This is a genomic window from Fictibacillus solisalsi, assembly GCF_900103485.1.
GTDB classification, from domain to species: Bacteria; Bacillota; Bacilli; order Bacillales; family Fictibacillaceae; genus Fictibacillus_C; species Fictibacillus_C solisalsi.
This window is the reverse complement of the sequence record NZ_FNHW01000001.1, coordinates 2,936,802-2,960,825: the sequence shown is the minus strand read 5'-3', so window position 1 is coordinate 2,960,825 and position 24,024 is coordinate 2,936,802. Positions and strand designations below refer to the sequence as shown.

Here is a 24,024-nt window from a genome sequence, read left to right as displayed (position 1 = left end):
GGTGGGGAGAAGATGGAAAAGATCTCACGGTACTTGGAAACGCTTCTAAATATTTTTATGGCTGTGGCTTTGGGCCTGATGGTCATACTGGTGTTTGGCAATGTGGTTCTAAGATACCTTTTTAATTCAGGTATCACTTGGTCTGAAGAGATGTCACGCTATTTGTTTATCTGGCTCACATTTTTAGGAGCTATTGGTGCATTTAAAGCCAAGGAACATCTCGGTGTCGACATGTTGGTCAGGCGTTTGCCCGTGAAAGCAAAAAAAGTCGTATTGGTTTTCAGTGATCTGCTCATGCTCTTTGTTCTTTTCCTGGTGCTGGAAGGAAGCTGGAAGATGACTGTCATTAATATGGACAGCAAAGCACCTGCAACTGGACTTCCGCTTTCCTTTGTGTACGGTACGGGGATCGTAGTCAGTTTAGCTATGGGCCTCATCCTGATCAACAATGTGTTTAAGATTTTGTTGAATAAAGTGCGCGATGAAGATTTGATTGTCATCAGTGAGTCGGAAGAACTGGTGGATTACCAGGAAATCAGTGTTGGAAAGGAGGAAAAACAAGCATGATTGGTGTGTTTATTGGATCACTTCTCGGCACAATGGCGCTTGGCATGCCGATTGCCTTTGCTCTGCTGCTTAGCGGAGTCGCCCTCATGTTCTTTTTAGGGATATTCGACAGCCAGATTATTGCACAAAACTTAATCAATGGTGCGGACAATTTTCCACTGATGGCCATCCCGTTTTTTATGCTTGCGGGCGAGGCAATGAACGCAGGAGGACTCTCCCAGCGCATTGTACAGATGGCAATGTCAATGGTAGGGCATATCCGCGGCGGACTTGGCTATGTAGCCATTATTGCCAGTGTTCTATTTGCCAGTCTTTCCGGCTCTGCTGTGGCGGATACCGCTGCCCTCGGGGCTATTCTGATCCCCATGATGGTCAAGAGCGGTTATGACATTAACCGGTCCAGCGGTTTAATCGCTTCAGGAGGAATTATAGCTCCGATCATTCCGCCAAGCATCGGGTTCATCATCTTTGGTGTAACCAGTGGGGTATCCATCACTAAACTGTTCATGGCAGGTATTGTTCCTGGGGTTATGCTTGCAGTCGGCCTCTGTGTGACATGGGCGATTGTGGCCCATAAGGACAAGGTTCAAGTGGCACCCCGCAAATCCATAAAAGAAATTCTCATTTCCATCAGGCAAGGCTTTTGGGCGCTTTTGCTTCCGGTCATCATTATTGGCGGATTGCGCGGTGGAATTTTCACTCCGACTGAAGCCGCTGTTGTTGCAGCCGTGTATGCCTTGTTCGTGGGGATGGTTATTTACCGGCAAATAAAAGTGGCGGACTTGTATCAGTTGCTGGTACGGGCAGCGAAAATGACCAGCGTCGTTATGTTTCTGGTCGCGGCAGCCCTTGTATCCTCGTGGCTGATTACTGTTGCCAATCTCCCGGCACAAGTCATCGGGCTGTTGGAGCCTTTCATGGAGCACCCGCTGCTCATACTCTTAATGATTAACCTTTTGATCATTCTGATCGGTACAGCGATGGATATGACACCAACCATCCTAATCCTGACACCTGTGCTGATGCCGGTTATTCAGCAGGCGGGTATCGACCCTGTATATTTCGGTGTTTTGTTTATCATCAATAATGCCATCGGTTTGCTGACTCCTCCGGTTGGTACAGTGCTAAATGTCGTTTGTGGAGTCAGTAAGATTAGTATGGAAGACATTATGAAGGGAATATGGCCGTTTCTGCTGGTGGAGGTAATAGTCCTGATCCTGCTGATCCTCTTTCCGTCATTGGTTACCGTTCCTCTCAAATGGTTTACTTGATTTATTAAGGAGTGAAAGTGATGTCCAAGTTGAAAGTGGTTGTTACAGACTGGGAATACGATGATTTGCGATATGAGAAAGCTGTATTTGAAAAATATTCAGAAGTTGAATTGATCGGTGCCCAATGCCGGACAGAGGAAGAAGTCATTGAGGCCTGCCGGGATGCGGATGCATTGATCAATCAGTACGCACCTCTTGGCAAGGAGGTCATTGATCAGCTTGAAAAATGCCAGGTGATTACGCGCTACGGGGTTGGTGTGAATACCATTGATCTCGAGGCGGCGACCGATAAGGGGATTTGCGTTGCCAATGTTCCTGACTATTGCATGGATGAAGTGTCTGACCATGCGCTCGCGCTCCTTCTTTCTGCAAGAAGAAAGGTCGTCAAAGCGAATGAGCAGGTAAAAAACCGAAATTGGGATTTTAAAGTGACCCAGCCGATTCACCGGCTCAGGGGGCAGGTGCTCGGTCTTGTCGGGTTTGGAAAGATACCGCAAAGCCTTGCTGAAAAGGTACAGCCGCTTGGCTTAAGGGTGGCCGCGTTTGATCCTTATTATCCTGCTGCAGAAGCGGAAAAGAAGGGGGTTCAGCTCGTCTCTCTGGAGGAATTGTGCCGGGTGTCTGACATCATTTCCGTCCATGCTCCGTTAACAGAAGGAACAAAAGGCATGATCAATGCTTCCCTGTTTTCCGAAATGAAAAATGATGCCCTTCTCATCAATACGTCAAGAGGGCCGGTAGTGGATGAAGAGGCACTGGTTGAGGCGCTCAGAACAGGGGAAATCGGAGGAGCAGCTCTGGATGTAATTGAGGAAGAACCGATTACGGAGGATCATCCCTTCCTGTCCATGGATAACGTGATCCTGACGCCTCATGTGGCCTGGTATTCCGAGGAGGCTGCCAAAGAAATGAGAACAAAAGCAGCGCTCGGTGTTGTGGACGTTCTGATATGTAAGGAGTATCCAAAGTATCTAGTGAACAAGCAGGTAGAGGAGCGGTCGGTGCTGAAGAGCAATCAGCCCGAAAGCCGCTATGCAATGAGTTAGACAATTGGATGAAGAGGGGGAAATAGAATGAAGAATTGGATGAAAAAGCTGGCCATTGGGGTTGCGCTTCCCGGTATGCTGCTTCTTGGAGGATGTGGTGCGGCAAAATCCGGCGGATCTGCAGGCGGTATACAGGAACGGACGATTAAAGCCGGAATCGGGTTGAATGAAGATCATCCGGAAGGACAAGGCTTGAAGAAGTTTAAAGAGCTGGTTGAGAAGAAAAGCGGCGGGAAAATGAAAGTGCAAAACTTTTACAGCGCAACGCTTGGCGATGACCAGAAAATGACCGAGGCGCTGCAGGGCGGCCTTCAGGAGGTTACCATTCCTTCCACCTCACCGCTTGTTGGGATGATCAAGGAATACGGGATTTTCGATTTTCCATTTGTGTTTAATACCGAAGAAGAAGCGTACTCCGTTCTTGACGGAAAAGTGGGGCAAGAGCTGTTGAAAAAGCTGCCGGAACACAAGCTGATTGGCCTTGGGTATTGGGAGAATGGATTCCGCAACCTGACAAACAGCAAACATCCCGTGAAGACTGCGGAGGATTTTAAAGGATTGAAGATCCGAACCATGCAAAACGAGGTTCATCTGGATGCGTTTAAGAAGCTGGGTGCTAATCCGTCGCCAATGGCGTTTTCCGAAGTGTTTACCGCGCTTGAGGGGAAAACAGTAGATGGTCAGGAAAATCCGCTGGCAACCATCAAATCCAGCAAGTATGACGAGGTTCAGCCCTACTTAAGCATGACCAAGCACGTATACACACCGTTTGTCTTTCTTGTGAGCAAGCAGTTCTGGGACAAGCTCTCAAAGGAAGAACAAAAAATCATGAGAGATTCCGCGAAAGAAGCAGGGAAGTACCAACGTGACCTGAATCGAAAAGAAAACGAAAAAGCCCTCGAAGATCTGAAAAAAGCAGGCATGAAGGTGAATGAGGTCTCCGACGCTGAAAAAGAAAAAATGAAGGAAATCGTAAAGCCGGTCACCGACAAATATGCTAAAAAGTTTGGACAAGAACTGGTCGATGAAATGATGTCAGAAGTGGAAAAAGCGAGAAAAGAATAAAGAGAAAAGCCAGATAAGGAGGAAGAGGGATGGAGATCATATCACAGCTGCTGCAGGATATAGCCCTTCCAAAGATGATGAAAGTGAAGCAATCCTTTCATGCTCCTGAACTTGAGGACACGGCAGAGGCCGTTCAGCAGACGTTAAAGGAAACAGGTGTACTCTCAAGGATATCGCCTGGTGACCGGGTAGCCATCGCCGCGGGAAGCCGCGGTGTGGCCGACCTTTCCATACTTGTGAGGGAAACGGTCAACGCTGTCAAATCAGCCGGAGGTTCTCCCTTTATCGTGCCTGCTATGGGCAGCCATGGCGGGGCCACGGCTGAAGGGCAGCGTGAAGTGCTCGAGCAGCTCGGTGTTACCGAGGCGTCGGTCGGTGCACCGATTGTATCCAGCATGGAGGTCGTGCAAACCGGCACGCTAGAAAACGGCCTGCCAGTTTACACAGACAAAAATGCCGCCAGTGCAGACAAGGTGATTGTTATTAACCGGATCAAGCCGCATACCGCTTTCCGCGGCCCGGTTGAAAGTGGCCTGATGAAGATGATTACGATTGGGCTTGGAAAGCAAAAAGGGGCGGAGGCAGCCCATGCCTACAGCTTTAAATACATGGCAGATCATGTGCCTCTAATGGCCAAGATGGTCATGTCCAAAATTCCGATTATTTTCGGTCTCGGCTCCATAGAGAACGCCTATGACCGTCCGGCCAAAATTGTTGCGGTTCCTGCTGAGGAAATGGAAGAAAGAGAGCCGGGGCTTTTGCTTGAAGCGAAAGAACTGATGCCAAAAATTTTGTTTAATCCGATGGATGTGCTGATTGTTGAAGAAATCGGCAAAGACATTTCAGGGGACGGGATGGACCCGAACATTACGGGACGTTATGCCACCCCTTATGCTCACGGGGGACCTGAAGTTTCACGCATTGTCGTCCTCGGCTTAACCGAGAAAACTCATGGAAATGCCAACGGAATTGGGCTGGCTGATACGACCACCAGGAAGCTATTTAACAGCATCTCCTGGGAAAAGGGCTACGCCAATGCGCTCACCAGTACGGTGACTTCGGTGATTAAAGTCCCGATGGTTCTTGAGGACGAAGAGATGGCCATAAAAGCCGCCATCAAAACGTGCAATGCACGTGACCTTACAAAAGCAAGAGTCGTTCGGATTCCCAACACGCTGGATCTTCAATATATATGGATTTCCGAGAGCCTGAGAGAGGAAGCGGAAGCCCATCCGGATATTGAAATCCTGTCTGATCCGGCAGAGATGTACACAACTGGCGAAACCCGGTGATCCTGCTTGTCATTTACAGCCTGATGGTCGTTTTTTATACGATCAGCCTGTTTGCCGGCAGCTCGTTTCTCGATGAGGTGACAGGTATTTTCGCCATAATGGCACTTGTCTTTTCATTTCCGAAAGCAAACGGGCTATACCGTGCAACAGGCACAGTTTTTATCCTGGCAGGCGGACTACTCTACTTTTATTTACGAAAGCCTCTGCTGGAGCTGCCGCATTACATGACGTCAACAATTGTCCTGCTCGCCATCTTTTATGTGCTGCCTTTCATCAACAGCATCATCGTTGTGGGGCGGTACGACAAAAGTGTGAACCAGCTGCTGAAGCGGAGGGTGGGAAATTTGGGGCAGTTGTATTACCGAAGCTCGCTTGTCAGTTTTTTGCTGGGGTCGTTTTTAAATATCGCTACGATCCCATTGGTTGAATCGGTTCTCCGCCGCAATCTGCAAAAAGCAGAGGACAAATTAAGAGATATCTTTATCAGCCGTGCGATGCTGAGAGGCTATGCCCTGTGCCTCGCCTGGAGTCCGATGGAGATTCTCGTGGCGATCAGTGTAGACATCACCCATTCGAATTATGTTCATCTGCTTCCGTGGCTTCTTTTGTTCTCGGTCACGCTGCTCGGTGCCGACTGGCTGATCGGCTTGAGGTACCGCAAGTATCAGGTGGAACAGGCTGCAACGGCAGAAGCTGCGCCTTTGGATGGAAGGATCATTAAAAAAGCCGGGGTGCTGCTTCTTAATTTAAGTGTTTTTATTGCAGCAGTCATCGGTGCGAGGCGGGTGCTGGGTACCGATTTTCTGATGGCCGTTACGCTTGTCATTGTTCCCTACTCGGTTCTCTGGGCTCTTCTTGTAAAAAGAATCAGATCTTATCTGGTTTATAGTTTGCGAGTTTGGAAGAACAGGGCATCGTCCCAGCAAAACTTTATGGTTCTGTTTCTCTCCGCAGGATTTTTAATTAGTACACTTAAAGTTTCACCATTTTTAAAATGGCTTCAGCAGCCCTTCGGAGCCGTGGAGCACTGGCCCGTTTTGCTCTTTCTGCTGATTCAGGTTCTTTTTCTCGGTCTGGCGATGATTGGATTTCATCCGCTCGTGACCATCAGTATTTTGGGGGAGGTCATACAGCCTCTTTTGGGAGAAATCAATCCTTTAAGCTTTGCCGTCGTACTTATATCATCAGGACTGTCCACCGTCATGGCGGGCCCTTACAACATTACGGTGTCATTAACAGGCAGTCTTTTGCATCAGAATCCATACCGTGTTTCCTTCTGGAACATCGGATTTGCATTTCTCTACAGCAGTATGGGGACAATAATTGCGCTTCTGATGCTGTAGCAGTTTATTAGTTTAAAAGGTGGCGAAAGATTGTGTTGTATCCATTTATTGAAAATTCCTATAATCCATATCGTGACAATGTTCAGGGAAAGGCCAATGAGCCCATTTGTGTTGCGGGCCTATTGGACCGGGCAAAACAGATTCTCGGGCCAACCTATGAAGGCGATGCGCCAGACTGGACCCTGGAGGAAATTTATAACCGGCTTCATGAAAATGCGCCGCGTATTGCCATTATCGGGGGGTCTCCCGACCATCCGGCCCATATTATGGACTTTCAAACATCATCCAGGGCTGCGCTGCGCATCTGGCAAAATGGAGGGGTTCCTTTTTATTTTTCCACACCGGTCATGTGCGACGGAACTGCGCAAAGCAATCAGGGGATGAGCTATTCCCTGCAAAGCAGAAACGCGGTGGCCGAAATGGTTGTCAACCAGATCGAGGCGCACAGCTATCATGGCGCTTTTGTCATCCAGGGCTGTGACAAGCAGCCGCTTGGAGTGGTAAGTGCGATGGCTCATCTTGACCGCATCCGGAACTATCGCGGGGAAGCACCATTCTTTGCGACATTTGCTCCTGCTCATGTTTTACAGGGAGGAACCATTCCAGAAGGCCTTTTTGAAGAGCTTGAAGCGGTTGCCCAAAAAGCGGAGCAAAACGGAGCGGATGACATTGCTTATGATCTTCGTGATGCGATGGCGTACATTCTTCAATGCTCTTCCAATACAGCATTCCAGGGTGTTCTTCAGCGGGCCAAAGAAAAAGGATTCATCTCCCAGGCGGAACACGATGATTATGAAAAGCGTCTGGCGGTCAATACATGTGATGGTCTTGGCGGTGTTTGTGCCTTTAATGGAACCGGAAACAGCTCGCGGCATCTGGTTGCCGGTATGGGGCTTGTTCACCCCGAGCTTGAGCTGCTGACCGACCCTCCGACACAGGAACAGATCAATGCAGCGCTCGATCCGTTGGCGGGCATGATTAACCAGCAAGCCTTCGGTGCTTCCAACATTATGGCTTCCAACATAAAAAATGCCGTCCGCATCCACAGCGCATCAGGCGGTTCCACCAATCTGATGATGCATATCGTAGCCGGAATGCTTTATGGCGGATTCAAGTTCAGCCTGCATGAAATGGACCGCATTCATCACGAGGTGCCGGTGCCTGATTTGTTTGACTACAGTCTCACCCAGGGCAGGGACATTTTTGCACTGGCGATGCAATGCTGCTCAGGAAACAGCCGCGGCATGGAATCATTATTTTACGAACTGCTCCAAAACGGGGTGCCGATGGATGTGGATGCCCCAACAGTAACCGGCACGAGCTGGCGCGAGCGGCTTGAAAAAGAACACAAGGTGTCCATTGAGAAAATTGCCGAAAATCCGGTCATTCTTGACAAGCCAAGACGGCCTTACAGCGGTGTTGACGTACTCAGCGGAAACTTTTTTGAAAGCGCCGTTGTTAAGATCAGCGGCATGACGACCCTGCAGCTTGATGAGTTTGATAAAAAGGCGGCTTTTGTTCTTTACTATGACAACGAAGAGGACGCCAACCATGGACTTCTTGACGCCGAGCTGGTTGACAAGCTAAGAAATAGGAAAGCATTTGCCCATGAAAACCTGCTTGCTGCTGTAAAACAAAATGCGCCGGACCAATATGAAGCTTTGAAAACCCATTCTTATGATGCGTTATTTGACGCCATGGTGGATAAGGGAATCCTCAAACTCGCAGTTGTTGTATCCGGCCAGGGACCTGTCGCATTTGGCATGCCGGAAATGTTTACACCAATGCAGCACATCAATGCAAACCGCAAGCTGAAAAGGATGGCAACACTGATCAGTGACGGACGCTATTCAGGCGTTACATATGGAGCGGCAGTGGGCCATATGACGCCCGAAGCCAAGGAAGATGGAGGAATTCTTTATCTCCAAACGGGGGATGTACTGTTTCTTGATTTCCGTGAGCGTACCATTCAGTTTCTGGAAGAAACGGCATTCCAGCGTGGAGAACAGGTATTTGAATTCGATCACATCCGCCAGCAGAGAAAAGAATTGGCAGCTTCCCGCATGAAGGCCATCTCCAAGCGCCAGCGCCAGGTAGCCGCAAGCAACAGGATGTCAAGCCATACAGATGCCGCCCATGGTGTGGTTCCGCTTCAAGTGTTTGAGGAAGCCGATTTGGACTATCAAAATGATGTTGTTTCACTGAATCTTGCCCAATATTAATCGAAAGGAAGATATCTAATGGAAGAAACGAAAAGAGCCATTGAAAAATTGGGGTTCCCGCCGGGAGATTGTCATGACCTCCCGTCCTCGGAAAAAACGTTTCCTGATGGAGCACAGTACCGTGTTGAAATTCCAAGTGTGGAGGGCCCGGCATCATTTGAAGCGGTCATTGAGGCCTGCGAGCAATATGACGTTGGCATCCACCGGATCTCGCAAGGAAGCGGAATTATGCTGTTGACCGATGACGAGCTTGAGCAGATGTCGGCTATCGGCAGAAGAGAAAACCTTGAAGTCAGCTTGTTTGTCGGTCCGCGGGGCAGCTGGGATGTATCGGCCATGCAATGGGCCAGTGCCGGAAAAATTGCCGGCCTTCGTGTACAGGGAATGGACCAGCTCATTTATTCCATCGAGGATATCAAGCGTGCCTGCCAAGCCGGAATCCGGGGGATTTTAGTGGCGGATGAAGGATTATTGTGGCTCGTTAATGAATTGAAAAAGACGGGGGAACTTCCTGCTGACCTTGTGGTTAAAGTTTCGGTGCAGGTGGCGCAGGCCAATCCAATTTCCATCCGTCTGATGGAGCAAATCGGGGCTGGAACGTACAACGTGCCGACCGACCTGACACTTTCAAGGCTCGCAGCGATTCGCCAGGCAGTTGACGTTCCGATTGATATTTATGTGGAAGTGCCTGATGATGTCGGTGGCTTTATCCGCCATTATGAAATACCGGAAATCATTCGGGTGGCTGCTCCTGTCTATATCAAATTCGGCTTGCGCAATGCTCCGAACATTTATCCTTCCGGGACCCATCTTGAGCCGACCTCGATCGCGCTTTCCAAAGAGCGTGTAAGACGAGCCAAGCTTGGCCTCGAGATGATCAAGCGATATGCACCGGATCTTAAAGTTTCAGAAAAAGGGGCCGAGGGCATTGCCGTTCCCGTGCCGGGCGGAAAAGTAGTAACGCCTTGATCAAAAGCTGCAGGCAACTGGCAGGTTTTGGCATGTCTTGGCATACAAATCCGGTTGTATCCCTCTTGAGGTGTGGTACTATAAGGAAAAGACAAGCCATCAAACTTTATCAAAGGGTGATTGAGACATGCCAATTATTCAATCCGTAGACCGTGCGCTTCGTATTCTGGATCTTTTTGACGAATATGAATCGGAATTAAAAATAACCGACATCAGTTCACGAATGAACTTGCACAAAAGCACAGTCCATTCTTTGCTTAAAACATTGCAGCATTACAACTATATTGAGCAAAATCTTGAAAACGGAAAATACAAGCTTGGAATGAAGCTTTTCGAGCGCGGGAATTTTGTGATCCATAATCTCGATATCCGGTCTGTTGCGAAAAAACACCTAATGGAACTGTCCATGAAAACGGGAAACACCATCCATCTTGTTATTTTGGATGGAAAGGAAGGCGTTTACATCGACAAAGTCGAAGGATCAGCAGCGACCATTCTTTATTCCAGGATCGGGCGCAGAATACCGGTGCACTGCAGTGCGGTAGGGAAGGCGCTTGTGGCTTTTAAAAGCCAGGAAGAACTTGCTGCCATACTCAAGGATTATGAGTACATCAGTCAAACGCCAAAAACCATTACCAATGAAAAGGATTTTTTGATTGAACTCGACAATGTAAGAAAAGAAGGCTTCGCCATGGATAATCAAGAAAATGAAGCCGGGGTTTCGTGTATTTCGGTTCCAATCAGAGACCACTCGGAGCATGTGATTGCAGCCATCAGCATGTCACAGCCGGTACACCGCATTAATAAAAAAGCGATTAAAGAGATTGCCGAGATGCTGAAGGAAACAGCAGAAAATATTTCAAGGGAACTTGGATTCGGTGTAAAAGCCTCATCCATTTAAAACAAGCACTCCTTATGCCAGGAGTGTACCCTCAAATGAGAACGCAGTTTTATAATATAAAACCAATTAAAAGGAGAATATGAGATGCGCATTTTACGTTATAAAAACAATGAAGGTATTTACAGTCTAGCTGCTTTAGCAAACGATGAAAGAGTATATGATTTGCCTTATGGCGATTTTTTGGAACTGGTTTCAGAAGCAGAAAAAGCAGAAACCACCCCATTGAAACATGTCCAGGAATTAATTGCGGGGCAGGAGCCGCTTAACGCCAGGTATGGTGAGTTGGAGCTTGGGGTTCCTATTTTGGCTCCTGAGGTCTGGGCAGCGGGTGTAACGTATGAAAAGAGCAAAGAGGCACGGAACTATGAAGCGACTGACGGGAAGCTTGATGCGGAAACATTTTACGATAAAGTGTATGATGCCGAACGTCCCGAAATCTTTTTTAAATCCACAGCGGCACGCACTGTCGGACCGGATCAGCCGGTTTACCTTCGAAGTGATTCCAGCTGGCAAATCCCTGAGCCGGAGCTTGGGCTGGTACTCGATAAGAACGGTAAAGTACTGGGATACACTGCTGGAAACGATATGAGCTGCCGGGACATTGAAGGAGAGAATCCGTTGTATCTGCCGCAGGCAAAGGTATGGAAAAATTCCTGCGCCTTAGGTCCTGTGATTTTACTTGCAGAGGCAGTGGAAGATCCTTATGACTTTGATTTTGCCTGCCGCATTTACCGTGGGGAAGAAAAAGTGGTGGAAGGCACGGCCAATACGAAACAGTTAAAGAGACGGTTAGATGAACTTGTGGATTACCTGGCAAAAGACAATGATCTTTTTGACGGAACCGTATTATTAACGGGAACCTGCATTGTTCCTCCAAATGAATTCACACTGCAGGACGGAGACCGCATCGAGATCGAAATTTCTTCTATCGGTACGTTGAATAATCCGGTAAAAACACAAAAAAGTAAAATTTCAGCGATCCGCTAACCAGTAAAAAGACTGAAAATTAGGTATGATAGGAATGTTGAAACATTTATTGGAAAGGAGGATCGTTGCATGGGAGTTCAATATAAAACGGTAATGATGAAGCCTTCGGACAATGTGGCCATTGCGCTGATGGATTTGCCGAAGGGAGCTGTTGTTCCAGTTGTTTGTGAAGGGCATCAACAGGAGGTGCAGTTGGTTCAGGACATCCGCTTTGGCCATAAATTCGCGGTCAAGCCGATTGCAGAGGGAGCGGAGATTCTGAAATATGGAGAAATCATTGGCCGGGCATCCTCTGAAATCAGCATGGGCGAACATGTTCATGTACATAATCTCGAAGGCATTAGAGGAAGGGGAGATAAAGTTGAATCTCGAGTACAATAATCAATTGCTCGGATACCGGCGTCCTGACGGTAAGGTCGGTGTCCGCAACCATGTGCTGATCCTGCCGACGATTACGTGCGCCACACAGGCCGCCAAGCAGATCACCGAGCTCGTGCAGGGAACCGTCAGTTTCATTCACCAGCACGGATGCGCCCAGGTGGGAGAGGACTATGACCAGACATTTCGAACCTATGTCGGAATGGGGTTGAATCCCAATGTTTATGGTGTTGTCGTACTTGGACTGGGATGCGAAACTCATCAGGCACGCAGCGTGGCAGGTGAAATCGCCAAAAGCGGAAAGCCCGTCGAGGTCGTTTCCATTCAGGATAACGGGGGTACCTTGATGACGATTGCCCAAGGCGCAAAAGTGGCTGCCAAAATGGTGCAGGATGCCTCAGCACAGCGCCGCGAGCCGTTTGACTTCAGCGAGCTGATCATTGGAACAGAGTGCGGCGGTTCAGATGCCTGCTCGGGCCTTTCTGCCAACCCGGCAGTTGGCGTGGTGAGCGACCTTGTCGTGGAGGCGGGAGGCACCGCGATTTTGGCTGAAACGACTGAACTGATCGGAGCGGAGCACCTGCTGGCGAAACGGGCAGTCAATGATCAAGTGGCCAAACGGGTTTATGAAGTGATTGAACAGATGGAAAACCGCGCCATCCTGATGGGCGTGGATATCCGTACGGGCAATCCGAGCCCGGGCAATATTGAAGGGGGCTTGAGTTCACTGGAGGAAAAATCACTCGGCGCATCCAACAAATCAGGAACAACCCCTCTTAAGGAATTGATCAATTATGCGGAGCCGCCTTCGCAAAAGGGCCTCGTCTGGATGGATACCCCAGGGCATGACATCGAACAACTGACCGGAATGGTCGCAGGCGGTGCACAAGTGGTTCTGTTTACAAGCGGACGCGGAACACCAACCGGTTCACCGATTGCCCCTGTGATCAAGATTTCAACGAATACCGCCATGTTTGAAAACATGAGCGATAACATGGATTTGAATGCCGGGACGATCATCGAAGGAGAAGAAACAATCGGGGAAGTTGGCCAGCGGATCTTTGAAGAGATCAAGGAGGTTTCTTCAGGCAAACTGACCAAGTCGGAAATTTTAAAGCAGCATGATTTTGGCATTTGGAGAATTGGGCCTACATTTTAAAAATGAAAGGGAGCGATGAACAATGGCAGTACAAACACAGGTGAAAACATTTTTGAACTACGTAAACGGAGAATGGGTGGAAGCCTCAACGAATGAAACCATCTCCTGCATCAATCCGGCAAACAAACATGATGTGGTGGGCAATGTACAAAAATCAGGGAAAGAAGATGTGGACCAGGCGGTTGCTGCAGCACACAACGCTCTCGCCTCATGGAAAAAGCTGTCCGGTGCTCAAAGAGGAGAATTCCTCTACAAGGCAGCCAATATCCTGGAAAGCCGTGCCGATGAAATTGCTGAAACGATGACAAAAGAAATGGGAAAAACATTGGGTGAAGCCAAGGGCGAAACGCTCAGAGGCGTGGCCATCCTTCGCTATTATGCGGGAGAGGGCATGCGCAAAACAGGCGATGTCATTCCATCCAGCGACAGTGAAGCGTTAATGTTCACGACACGTGTTCCACTTGGCGTTGTTGGCGTTATTTCTCCATGGAACTTTCCAGTTGCGATCCCGGTTTGGAAAATGGCACCTGGGCTCATTTACGGAAATACGATCGTCATTAAACCGGCACAGGAAGCAGCCGTAACAGCAGTAAAAGTGATCGAGTGTCTGGATGAAGCAGGTATTCCTGCCGGAGTGGTGAACATGGTAACAGGTACCGGCTCACAGGTCGGGCAGGCTATTGTCGATCATCCGCAGGTCAACGGTATTACGTTTACCGGCTCCAATCAGACAGGAAAAGCGATTGGCCAGGCCGCATTGGCGCGCGGCGCAAAATACCAGCTGGAGATGGGCGGAAAGAACCCGGTGATTATTGCGGCTGATGCCGATCTTGATCTTGCGGTGGACGGGACCATCAGCGGAGGTCTTCGCTCAACCGGACAAAAATGTACGGCAACAAGCCGTGTGATCGTTCATGAAGATGTGTATGACGCGTTCAAAGAAAAATTGCTTGCGAAAGTCCGCGAGCTAAAGGTTGGGCCTGGACTTGAAGGTGAAACCTGGATGGGACCGTGCTCCAGTGAAAAGCAGCTGGAAACCGTTCTCTCCTATATTGAAAAAGGACAGGCAGAAGGAGCAACCCTTCTTTACGGCGGACAGCGCCTCGAGTCACCTGAAACGAAGGATGGTTTTTATGTCGAGCCGGCTGTTTTTGAAAATGTGGAAAGCGGCATGGCCATTTCCCAGGAGGAAATCTTTGGGCCGGTTCTTGCGTTGATCAAGGTAGGAACGCTTGAGGAAGCGATTGAGATGGCCAACGATGTGGAGTTTGGCTTGAGTGCCTCCATTTATACGACCAACATTAGCCATATGCTTTCCTTCATTAACGATATGGACGCCGGGCTTGTACGTATTAATGCCGAAACAGCGGGTGTAGAGCTTCAGGCTCCCTTCGGCGGCATGAAGCAATCGAGCTCCCACTCAAGAGAACAGGGGCAGGCTGCCATTGAATTTTACACATCCATTAAAACAGTATTTGTCAAAGGCTGATAGTGCCTTAGATGAGGGTGATCGGCGGACAGGATTCCGCTGATCGACCCTCCTATTTTATGTGAAAAGGAGTAGATGAAAATGATCACGGTTACCTTTGAAAAAGACGGACAATGGGTATTGGGAGTAAAAACGGAGCGCGGCATTCTGGATGTGGGGGCGGCTGCACGTTCGCTCGGTTCAGATGCGGTGCCGCAAAGTGTAACAGAACTCATTGCTCAAGGAGACCAGGGGAAAGCCTCCCTGCAGCAATTTGCAGATTCCGAGATGGCGGTCAGGGAAGAATTTCTTTACACCGAGGATTCGCTGAAGATGGGGCCATGTGTCACAGAACCGCAGAAAATTATATGTGTTGGATTAAACTACAAAAAGCATGCCGAAGAATCGAACATGCCGCTTCCTGAATCCCCCATCCTTTTCAGCAAGTTCAATAATGCGCTGGCGGGACACCAGCAGGAAGTCAAATTGCCGGCGCGCTCATTGCAGGTGGATTATGAAGTGGAATTGGCCATTGTGATTGGAAAAACAGCCAGCCAGGTGAGTGAAGAAGATGCTCTTGATCATGTATACGGCTATTGCACGGCGAACGATCTGTCGGCACGTGATCTGCAGTTTAAAACCGGACAATGGCTGCTTGGAAAATCGTGTGATGGCTTCTGTCCGGTCGGTCCTTATCTGGTTAGTGCGGAAGAAGTGAAAGATCCAAACGCCCTGTCGTTAAAGACTGAGGTTAACGGAACCGTTCGCCAAAACTCGAATACCGCAGACTTGGTGTTCAACTGTCAGCAAATTATCAGCTATGTATCAGAACATATGACGCTGCAGCCGGGGGATCTCATTTTGACTGGTACACCAGAAGGCGTCATTATGGGAGAGCCGGAAGGAGAAAGAAACTGGCTGAAAGATGGGGATGAAATAACTGTTGAGGTAGAAGGGCTAGGAAAGTTGACCACAGTTATGAGAAAATAGAGAAAAAACAAAACAGAAGCCTGCATATGGAATTACTCACGATTTTATTGATGGCCATGCTGCTTGGTTTAAAGCATGCGCTCGATCCGGATCATCTTGTGGCTGTCACCACGATTGTCAGCGAAAAGAAAAAAGCCCGTTTTTCCGCACTGGTCGGTGCTTGGTGGGGAGTCGGCCATATGACCACCATTCTGGTCATCGGAAGTGCCATTATCTATTTCAATCTCTTCGTCTCCCATTCAGTAGAAAAGCTGTTGGAAGGTGTCGTTGGCGTTATGATCATCTACCTTGGTGTGAAGGCGTTTTATACCCTGCGCACATCCCACCATACACATGAACATGCCGTTTCAGGAAATGGGAGCAGGTGGATGCTCAGACCGTTGATTGTTGGCCTGCTGCATGGTTTGGCGGGAAGCACAGGAGTAGCGTATTTGTTTTTAAGCACCATCCAGGATAAATATTTAGGCGTGATTTATCTGCTTGTCTTTGGCGCAGGAACATTGATCAGTATGGTGCTTGCGACTCTGTTGATCGGGCTGCCGTATTCCTGGTCATCGAACCATAAAAAAATTAATCTTCTGCTGACCCGCTGCACAGGTGTGCTGAGCGTCTCCTTTGGCGTCTATTATTTGTATAAAACCCTGTTCATCTCTTGATGAAACAGGGTTTTTTCATGCTTGGGTTGTGGTAAATGGAGGTGTCGAATGTTGTCGAAATCCATATGGCTTAAACGGTTTGAGAATAAAATCATAGGTTTTGAGAATAAAGTGGCGCGATTTGGGAATAAATCCAGTTTTTTGAGAATAATGACGTGGAATTTGAGAGTAAGTTAAATAATGGAAACGGATGAAGCTCCCAATTGGCACCGCAAGCATGATTATTAAGGGCCATCAAGCCTTATAATGCCTCATTGCTATCGATTTTGCCTCGTCATACACATTTTGAAGAGGAACATTGTATTTTTCCGCTGCTTTTTTGCAGTCCTCATATTCCGGTGAAAATTTAATCGGTTCCTCTTGATAGATACCGATTTTCACAGATACCTCACCGTATGCAGTTTCGGCTCTATAAAACTCCCTGCCGAGGCGGTGGCAGGATACCGGGTAATAGCGTAAACCAAAGCTTGAAGTTTCACGAAAGATGATTTCTTCAAGCAATGTCTGCTTTTTTTTGTCTGAAAGTACGGATAATTTATAGGCAGGGCGGTTCTTTTTCATATAGATGGACGTATAGTACACATCGTTCGCACCGGCCGCAAACAGCCTGTCCATCGTGTATGACAGTGTTTCTCCGCTGCAGTCATCCAGATTCACTTCTATGATTATCATCTCATCGTCAATATGTTCTTGGGCATGATGTGCGCTAAATTCATTCATGTGGCTTCTCCTTTCCTTTTCACTCGCTTCTTTCATTATAGCGTACACCTATTTAATTGTACTGTGGAAATAAGGTATGATAGGGATGGTTGAAAGCGGTAACAAAAAAGGGGGATTTTTACATGAAGGATAACCAAAATGGAGTAGAGGTCAATGCCACAACTTCAGAAACCAGCATCCATACGGATTTTAAAAATAATATGACATACGGGGAATATTTGAAGCTGGATAAAATTTTATCGGCCCAGCGCAGGTTATCCGGACACCATGACGAGGTGTTATTTATTGTGATTCACCAGGTCAGCGAGCTATGGATGAAGCTGATTTTGCATGAGATGCATGCCGCCATTGACTGTATTAAGAAAGACGACCTGTCCAGTGCGTTCAAAAAACTGGCCCGCGTATCAAAAACGCAGTCACAAATCATCCAGGCTTGGGATGTGCTGTCCACCATGACACCATCTGAATATATGGAATTCCGGGATTCACTCGGCCAGGCGTCCGGCTTCCAGTCTTACCAATACCGGATGATCGAGTTCGCTCTTGGCTACAAAACACCTCATGTTCTGAAAATCTACGAAAAGGATCCAGAGCTTTTAAAAGAACTGAGGCAGGCATATGAAGCACCAGGACTCTATGACGTTGCCATCCAGGCGCTGAACAAGGCGGGAATTTCCATCGATGAAGAAGTGCTGAACCGTGATGTTACGCGAACGTATCAGGAGAACGATTCTGTCCGCAAAGCCTGGATTACGGTCTATCAAAATCCACAGCTGTACTGGGATCTCTACGAGCTTGCCGAAAAACTGGTGGATATTGAGGACTGGCTCCAGCAGTGGCGTTTCCGTCATATGAAGACTGTTGAGAGAGTAATAGGTTTCAAGCGGGGAACAGGCGGATCTTCGGGGGTAGGGTACTTGAAAAAGGTGCTGGACCAGCGATTTTTTCCGGAACTCTGGGATCTTCGTACAGAGTTGTAGAATAAAAGTGTCAGGAATGATGAAATGATGAATAACGATGCTAGATCAGCAATTTTGGATAGATATAACATTACACGGTCTGATTTTTTAGGATCGGGAATGGAAGCCGAGGTTTATGCTTTATCCGATCATAAGGTACTGAAAGTTTATAATCACATGTCTGATCTTAATAAGCAATGGAGCTTAAAAGAATTTTATGCCGGGATCCATTCTGATGGTTTAAGCTATGAGCTCCCTTACATTTACGATGTGTTTCTGGAAAACGGAATAGTAGTTACGATTGAAAAACGAATTGAAGGCAGTAATATGCAAAGTCTGCTCTCAGATCTGTCCTTTAACGAACAAAGCACAATGTTGGAAATCTACCTGAAAGCCCACCTGGACCTGCAGCAGATTAAAGGAAAATCTACGATCAAAAGGTTTGTTTTATTTGATGAACCCAGTTTGTCCCCGATAAAAATAGACAACTGGTATGATGTATTGAAAGAAAAAATACGTCAAAAGCAACCGGGATTAAAGCCCTATTTTAAAAAAGATGTTCCGGATTATGAAGCAAAAGTAAATGATCTAATGAAGATCTTATCTAAGGGGTATAAAGGGGAACATTCATTAATTCACGGAGATTTTTTTCCGGGCAATTTATTAATGAATACAAATAGCCAGGTTACGGGTTTAATTGATTTTGGATGGATGACCATGTATGGTGATCCGTTATTCGATATTGCCATCGGATGGATATGTTTTGATATGTACGATGAACTAAACTCAAATATCCGTGATAGATATCTAAATATCATCCTTTCAACGCTAGGTGAAGGAGCCAGAAAAGATTTGTATTTTTATGTACTCGTCTACAGCTTCATCACGGCGAATTTTTATTCTGAAGATTGCTCAGATGGTCATTATCGATGGTGTGTTGAAAACATCAATAACAATACCTATTGGAATGCTGTATAAGACATTTAATACTCTTGATCTGGTTTGAAAAAATGGGGATCCACATCAAAATGCCTGGAGACGATTTTTTGAAAAAAAGCAGATTCCCGTTTCAACTGGGGAAGGCTCGGAACGGTTAAGGGAACGCCAAAAATCGGGCCGCTTACATTAATGGTAAACCGTCCGGGCGCAATAAAGCTTCCGCTGACACGAATCTGGTCACTGATCAAGAGGATGGCCAGACCAATATCAATTACATCCACAAGCGTTGTTGCCGCCTGGTTTCCTCCAATTCCTTCGAGCCGGTCTTCTCCTGTCAGTGGCCCGCCCAAAGAAACCCGAAAACCCCGGGGAGTCACAAAGACACCTATTATGGTTATTTGTCCGCTGAGAAGTAAAGCCGCCGTGGCCAAATCAAGTCCCCGCTGAATCGCTCCAATGATATGAAGTTCTTTTTCTGTCTGATCTGCTGCTTTCACCATTTGCCTCCCCCCACAGTTGTATCTTATTCCTGACTGCCGGGAACGGGAATGCAAGACAACTTCAAAAGATTTTTTTGTCATTCATAGGTACAGGATACACGTCCCTGAAATAAAGTGATAACAACATCCATAGCAAAAAGGAATGATAAGATTGGCTTTGTCATTAACCGATATTCCAACTGTCAGGCCGGCGAAGGCCGGAGTATTTTTGCTTGCGCTTCCTCTTATTATCTTCATTTTTTTCTTTACACAGCCCAAGCCAAGTGATGAGGTACACCAGCCGCAATAAAAAACTCCCCTTTCCTAAAAGAAAGGGGAGTCATCTTTTTATTTTCGAAAGTGAGGATTGTTCTTCTGAAAGCCAAGCCAGGCATTCAAGACACCTTTTTCAATTTCTTCTCTTGGCGCATGGAGGCGTTCTTCGGTTCCTCCATAGCCGACTTCCAATTTTTCCTCTCTCAGTCCATTAAAAATGGTATCCGCAAAATCATCAAGCGGAGCGCCAAAGGTATGGAGTCCAACGCCGCCCAGATCGGTATTGACGGCTGGAGGAAGAATTTCCACGACCTCGACACCGGTATCAGCGAGCTGGTGGCGCAGGGTCACCGTATAGGAATGCATGGCTGCCTTTGTTGCACTGTAAACCGGAACCCATACCCCAGGCTGAATGGCCAAACCGGAGGTCACGTTCATGATGGCGGCCCGCTCCTTTTTAACGAAATGAGGGATAAGAAGCATGGTCAAATGGATCGGTCCCTCCACATTTATAGCCAATTCATTTTGATAGTACTTCCAGTCTTTTGCAGCATTCAACAGGTTGACCCGCTGCTGAATGCCGGCATTATTTACCAGAACATTCAAATCCGGGAACTCCTTGGTTGCCCATTCAACGAGACCGATGCGTTCCTCTTCATTTGAAACATCACAAACTTTTGTATGAAGTTCAGGGAATTTTTCTTTTGCTTCTTCCAGCTTCTCCTGGCGTCGTCCAACAATGATGACCTTGTTGCCTTCCTTTAAGAAACGTTCGGCAAAAGCCAATCCAATGCCTGAGGCTCCGCCTGTAACCAGAATGGTGTTACCAGACAATTTCATTGATGTTCCTCCCTGTTATTAAAGATTGCACATGAATCTAATATACCCGTAAACCCGTATTTAAGAAACGAAGTGTCTACCCGTTTTGAATAGAGGGGGGTATTTTTAAATACTACTAATTGTTTAGGCAGCATCCCATTTTCTTGCTGGTTTCGTTTTTATCCTTACAAACAGCATCATAATGGCGCCCAGCAGCGGGCCTGCGGCAAGAGCCATAAAACCGAACAAATAACTTGAAGTAGTATCTACAACTACTCCTACAACGAGCGGAGAGATGAGAGAGCCGAGCTGCCAGATTGCATTTACAAGCCCCATAGCAGTTCCGATTTGCGTTTCATCCGCCAGTTCGCCAATAATGGCGGTCATGACGGGACTGTATATAAACGCAGTGATTCCTAGAATGGCGGTCAAAAGCACAAGAATGCCTGTTTGGGTGTTGGTACCGAACCAAACCAAAACAGGGGCAAATAAGAACAGCGCCCAAAAGGCAATCGTCTTTTTGTTAAGATAGTCTGAAATAAACCCAATGAGCGGTTTGCATAACAGACCAGCGATACCATAGACCGCCATCATTTTCCCCGCTTCCACCAATGATAGATGAAGATTGTGATTCAAATAGGTGTTGGCCCAGGTGGCCGTTCCCCACGTCGCCCATAACCCGCCAAAACCGGCGGCCCCAGCCAGCAGCAGATTTTTATTCTTTAATACCTCGAACATCTCTTTTAGCGAAACGCCCTTTGTCTTTGTTCCATGATAGGTGCTGCTTTCTTTCAGAAAAAAGAAGCTCAGAATGATACCGGCGATCGGCAGCATTCCTGCGGCCAAAAAGGCAGAGCGCCAGCCATGGTTTTCTGCGACAGTGGGAACAAACAAGTTAACGACGGTGACCCCAAGGGAAGTTGCTGTCATGAAAAGACCGATGGCAATGCCTCTTCTTTTCGCTGATACATGGTCAAAGATTGCCGCCAAAGAAGCAGAGAAGATGGCACCCGAGCCAAGGCCGGCCAACAGCCGGAAAGCGAATCCTTGTTCAAACGTATGAACCAAGGACATGCTCAGCGTAAAAACGCCCATCGTTAAATAGGAGCCCAGCAAAACTTTTCGATAGCCGAACCGGTCGGTCAACAGACCACCCGGAAATTGTGTAACACAATAGCCGATGTAAAAAGCGGTCATGTAGCTGCCTGCATTTGCGGCCGACAAGCCCATATCCTTGGAGGCGAGCGGAATGACAGGCGGCCACGACAATCTGTCCACAAACGAAAACATATACGTCATCCACACAAGCACGACAACAGTAACCGGCCGAATCCAGTTGTTTTTCATAGCAGTTATCTCCTTACTAAAATCAATATGTTAATTATTTCACATTATTAAATATAGCAAATAAGTATTTTTATTGCATAAAAAAACCTTCTTGAATCGAGATCAAAAAGGCTTACAAGGTGAAAAAGATCAGCACTGATAAAAGAATAGAGGTGATAGTCATTGCGATAAGGGGACGAAATGCACGGTTTTTTAAGGTCGCCAAATTGACGTTCAAGCCGAGACCAACCATTGCCATCGCAAGGATATAAGTATTTAAATTTGAGATCATCTCTGAAACACGCGCTGGAGTGATGTCTCCAAGCAGATAACTGCCCAACAGGCTCGTCATGATAAACCCGATAAGAAACCATGGAAATTCAATCTTTGTTCGGCGTTTTTGGTTTCCCGGCGCGCATTTTCTCATCCGCAACATGAAGAAAAAGCAAAGCGGTACAAGCAGGAAAACACGGCACAGCTTGGCGAGCAGAGCCATCGCCAAAGCATCCTGGCCCGCTGGCGCGGATGCCAGTGCCACATGGGCGATCTCATGCAAAGCAAGTCCGGCCCATGCGCCGTACGTACTGTCCGAAAGAGGAAGCAGCGGTTGAATGACGGTATAAAGGATGGAGAACAGAGTCCCCATTAAAGCAATAATTCCAATACTGATCGCTGTATCTTCTTCCTTTGATTTAAGAATGGGTGAAACAGCAGCGATTGCGGCAGCACCGCAAACTCCTGTGCCAATGCCAAGCAAAAGAGAAATAGGCGCGTCAGCCTTGAGCCATTTAGCGAGGGCATACATCACAAGAATCGAGAAGGCAACCGTTCCAATACCGCGGAGCAAGAGCGGCAGTCCTTGATGAAAAACAACACCAATATTCAGTTTTAGCCCATATAAAATAATGGCAAATCGCAGCAGCTTTTTCGCAGAAAATTCAATGCCAGGGCGGAATTTTTCAGGGTATGCTGATACTTGCCGATATCCAACAGAGATGAGAATGGCACTTGCCAGCGGTCCAATATAGTGAAATCCCGGCAGTTTGGATAAACCCATTCCAAGTAAAGCAATAAAAAATGTGAAGGCGATACCTCCCAGAAACGGCAGTGGCCAGCTTTTTAACATATGATTCGGTGATTCGCTGTATTGCATCGTTATTTCCTCCTTTATGTCTTTATGCTATGCTGAGACCAACCATAAGTAAAATAACTATTTTGGATACTGATGATAACTATTTTGTTATAAATGATGAGTTGAAATGTAATCGATTGGGGGCGGAAACATGAATCAGGAATTGCATGTATTTGTAACGGTTGTTGAAAAGGCCAACTTTTCACATGCGGCCCATGCATTGCATATTACACAGCCGGCAGTAAGCCGTTATATTAAAAATCTGGAGAGCTCGATGAATGCGAAGTTGCTTGAACGAAGCAATAAGATGGTGCAAATGACAAAAGCGGGGGAGATTGTTTACCACTATGCAAAGGAAATTTTAAACCTGTACGGGAAGATGAATGTCCTTGTGACGGATTTAATGAGCGAACCGAGCGGGATGCTAAACATAGGGGCAAGCTATACCTACGGGGAATATATTTTACCTCACATTATTGCTTCGATCCGAACTGATTTTCCGAAGATTACACCGTCTATTGTGATTGGCAACACACGGGAAATTGTTCAGCAAGTAAGAGCGAGAGACATTGATGTGGGGATTATTGAAGGTATGATTACAGATGAACATGTGGTGATGGAGCGTTTTTTAATGGATAGCCTGGTGGTTGTTGTTTCAGCTGAACATGAACTGGCCGGGAAGGAATCTGTTTCTTTTTCTGACCTTGATGAAGAAGTATGGATTGTAAGGGAACAAGGTTCTGGAACCCGTGAGGTGACGGAGCAAATGTTTGCAGATCATAAGCTCATTCCGGAAACCATAATGGAGTTTGGAAGCACACAGATCATTAAGGAATCCGTTGAGGCGGGACTGGGAATATCTTTTCTTTCGACATCAGCAATCCGCAAGGAGCTGGAATTAGAAAGGCTGAAGGTGCTTAATATCCCAGGTTTCCCTATCCAGCGCCCCTTCACGCTGGTTACGCAGGATACAGAGTTTCGGACAAAGGCTATGGACGTATTTTTTAAAGCTATAAAAGCAACTTGAGGTTGTTTCTTTGTGCGTTGATCAAAAAAATAT

General features: G+C 47.2%; 23 protein-coding genes. 18 read left to right on the top strand and 5 right to left on the bottom strand.

The window, feature by feature from the left end; genetic code table 11:
- Window positions 1–12 precede the first annotated feature (12 nt).
- From BLT53_RS15030 to BLT53_RS14960, 15 genes are all read left to right on the top strand, one after another.
- A complete protein-coding gene (locus tag BLT53_RS15030) occupies window positions 13–567 on the top strand; it encodes a TRAP transporter small permease (RefSeq protein ID WP_090235945.1) in 555 nt (184 codons plus the stop codon).
- A complete protein-coding gene (locus tag BLT53_RS15025; RefSeq protein WP_090235943.1) occupies window positions 564–1,838 on the top strand; it encodes a TRAP transporter large permease subunit in 1,275 nt (424 codons plus the stop codon). The genes BLT53_RS15030 and BLT53_RS15025 overlap by 4 nt, the downstream gene beginning before the upstream one ends.
- Before the next feature lie 20 nt (window positions 1,839–1,858).
- Complete coding sequence (locus BLT53_RS15020) at window positions 1,859–2,884, top strand: C-terminal binding protein (protein WP_090235942.1); 1,026 nt, start codon at window positions 1,859–1,861, stop codon at window positions 2,882–2,884.
- 27 nt (window positions 2,885–2,911) lie between these two features.
- Window positions 2,912–3,949 (top strand): TRAP transporter substrate-binding protein, encoded by a 1,038-nt coding sequence (locus BLT53_RS15015; RefSeq protein WP_425284687.1) that lies wholly within the window; start codon window positions 2,912–2,914, stop codon window positions 3,947–3,949.
- Between the two features lie 29 nt (window positions 3,950–3,978).
- Window positions 3,979–5,241 (top strand): nickel pincer cofactor-dependent isomerase, group 22, encoded by a 1,263-nt coding sequence (locus tag BLT53_RS15010; protein ID WP_090235940.1) that lies wholly within the window; start codon window positions 3,979–3,981, stop codon window positions 5,239–5,241.
- Window positions 5,238–6,584 carry a hypothetical protein gene (locus BLT53_RS15005; protein ID WP_090235939.1) on the top strand — a complete coding sequence of 449 codons (1,347 nt, stop codon included), beginning with the start codon at window positions 5,238–5,240 and terminating at the stop codon, window positions 6,582–6,584. Before BLT53_RS15010 ends, BLT53_RS15005 begins: the two co-directional genes overlap by 4 nt.
- Window positions 6,585–6,613: 29 nt before the next feature.
- Window positions 6,614–8,806 carry a dihydroxy-acid dehydratase domain-containing protein gene (locus tag BLT53_RS15000; RefSeq protein WP_090235937.1) on the top strand — a complete coding sequence of 731 codons (2,193 nt, stop codon included), beginning with the start codon at window positions 6,614–6,616 and terminating at the stop codon, window positions 8,804–8,806.
- An 18-nt stretch (window positions 8,807–8,824) separates the two neighbouring features.
- Complete coding sequence (locus BLT53_RS14995) at window positions 8,825–9,775, top strand: U32 family peptidase (protein WP_090235936.1); 951 nt, start codon at window positions 8,825–8,827, stop codon at window positions 9,773–9,775.
- 127 nt (window positions 9,776–9,902) lie between these two features.
- Window positions 9,903–10,676, top strand: a complete 774-nt coding sequence (locus tag BLT53_RS14990) for an IclR family transcriptional regulator (protein WP_090235935.1) — start codon at window positions 9,903–9,905, stop codon at window positions 10,674–10,676.
- An 84-nt stretch (window positions 10,677–10,760) separates the two neighbouring features.
- On the top strand, window positions 10,761–11,663 hold the full coding sequence (locus BLT53_RS14985) for a fumarylacetoacetate hydrolase family protein (protein WP_090235934.1): 903 nt from the start codon (window positions 10,761–10,763) through the stop codon (window positions 11,661–11,663).
- A 69-nt stretch (window positions 11,664–11,732) separates the two neighbouring features.
- Entirely contained in the window at window positions 11,733–12,044 is a 312-nt protein-coding gene (locus BLT53_RS14980) for a UxaA family hydrolase (RefSeq protein WP_090235932.1), read from the top strand.
- Window positions 12,025–13,200, top strand: a complete 1,176-nt coding sequence (locus BLT53_RS14975) for a UxaA family hydrolase (protein ID WP_244520423.1) — start codon at window positions 12,025–12,027, stop codon at window positions 13,198–13,200. The genes BLT53_RS14980 and BLT53_RS14975 overlap by 20 nt, the downstream gene beginning before the upstream one ends.
- A 22-nt stretch (window positions 13,201–13,222) precedes the next feature.
- Entirely contained in the window at window positions 13,223–14,689 is a 1,467-nt protein-coding gene (gene gucD / locus BLT53_RS14970) for an alpha-ketoglutaric semialdehyde dehydrogenase GucD (RefSeq protein ID WP_090235929.1), read from the top strand.
- 81 nt (window positions 14,690–14,770) lie between these two features.
- Window positions 14,771–15,658 (top strand): fumarylacetoacetate hydrolase family protein, encoded by an 888-nt coding sequence (locus BLT53_RS14965; RefSeq protein WP_090235928.1) that lies wholly within the window; start codon window positions 14,771–14,773, stop codon window positions 15,656–15,658.
- Between the two features lie 26 nt (window positions 15,659–15,684).
- Window positions 15,685–16,314, top strand: coding sequence for an urease accessory protein UreH domain-containing protein (locus tag BLT53_RS14960; RefSeq protein WP_090235926.1), 630 nt, complete (start codon window positions 15,685–15,687; stop codon window positions 16,312–16,314).
- A 234-nt stretch (window positions 16,315–16,548) separates the two neighbouring features.
- On the opposite strand, the gene larC2 is transcribed toward BLT53_RS14960, so the two are convergent.
- A complete protein-coding gene (larC2, locus tag BLT53_RS14955; RefSeq protein ID WP_090236921.1) occupies window positions 16,549–17,034 on the bottom strand; it encodes a nickel pincer cofactor biosynthesis protein LarC2 in 486 nt (161 codons plus the stop codon).
- A 122-nt stretch (window positions 17,035–17,156) separates the two neighbouring features.
- Between larC2 and kynA the strand changes: the two genes are divergently transcribed.
- Together kynA and BLT53_RS14945 are read left to right on the top strand one after the other, a co-directional pair.
- Complete coding sequence (gene kynA / locus BLT53_RS14950; protein ID WP_090235925.1) at window positions 17,157–18,014, top strand: tryptophan 2,3-dioxygenase; 858 nt, start codon at window positions 17,157–17,159, stop codon at window positions 18,012–18,014.
- A gap of 24 nt (window positions 18,015–18,038) precedes the next feature.
- The gene (locus BLT53_RS14945) at window positions 18,039–18,971 is read left to right on the top strand and encodes an aminoglycoside phosphotransferase family protein (protein WP_090235923.1); all 933 of its coding nucleotides are present in this window, start codon (window positions 18,039–18,041) and stop codon (window positions 18,969–18,971) included.
- 5 nt (window positions 18,972–18,976) lie between these two features.
- Here the strand turns inward: BLT53_RS14945 and BLT53_RS14940 are convergent, their stop codons facing one another.
- From BLT53_RS14940 to BLT53_RS14925, 4 genes are all read right to left on the bottom strand, one after another.
- Complete coding sequence (locus tag BLT53_RS14940; RefSeq protein WP_090235922.1) at window positions 18,977–19,432, bottom strand: hypothetical protein; 456 nt, start codon at window positions 19,430–19,432, stop codon at window positions 18,977–18,979.
- 327 nt (window positions 19,433–19,759) lie between these two features.
- On the bottom strand, window positions 19,760–20,527 hold the full coding sequence (locus tag BLT53_RS14935; protein WP_090235920.1) for an SDR family oxidoreductase: 768 nt from the start codon (window positions 20,525–20,527) through the stop codon (window positions 19,760–19,762).
- A 123-nt stretch (window positions 20,528–20,650) separates the two neighbouring features.
- On the bottom strand, window positions 20,651–21,853 hold the full coding sequence (locus tag BLT53_RS14930; protein WP_090235918.1) for an MFS transporter: 1,203 nt from the start codon (window positions 21,851–21,853) through the stop codon (window positions 20,651–20,653).
- 112 nt (window positions 21,854–21,965) lie between these two features.
- Window positions 21,966–22,985 carry a YeiH family protein gene (locus BLT53_RS14925; protein WP_090235916.1) on the bottom strand — a complete coding sequence of 340 codons (1,020 nt, stop codon included), beginning with the start codon at window positions 22,983–22,985 and terminating at the stop codon, window positions 21,966–21,968.
- A gap of 130 nt (window positions 22,986–23,115) precedes the next feature.
- On the opposite strand from BLT53_RS14925, the gene BLT53_RS14920 reads away from it, so the two are divergent.
- On the top strand, window positions 23,116–23,991 hold the full coding sequence (locus BLT53_RS14920) for a LysR family transcriptional regulator (protein ID WP_090235915.1): 876 nt from the start codon (window positions 23,116–23,118) through the stop codon (window positions 23,989–23,991).
- The last annotated feature ends 33 nt before the right edge of the window (window positions 23,992–24,024 follow it).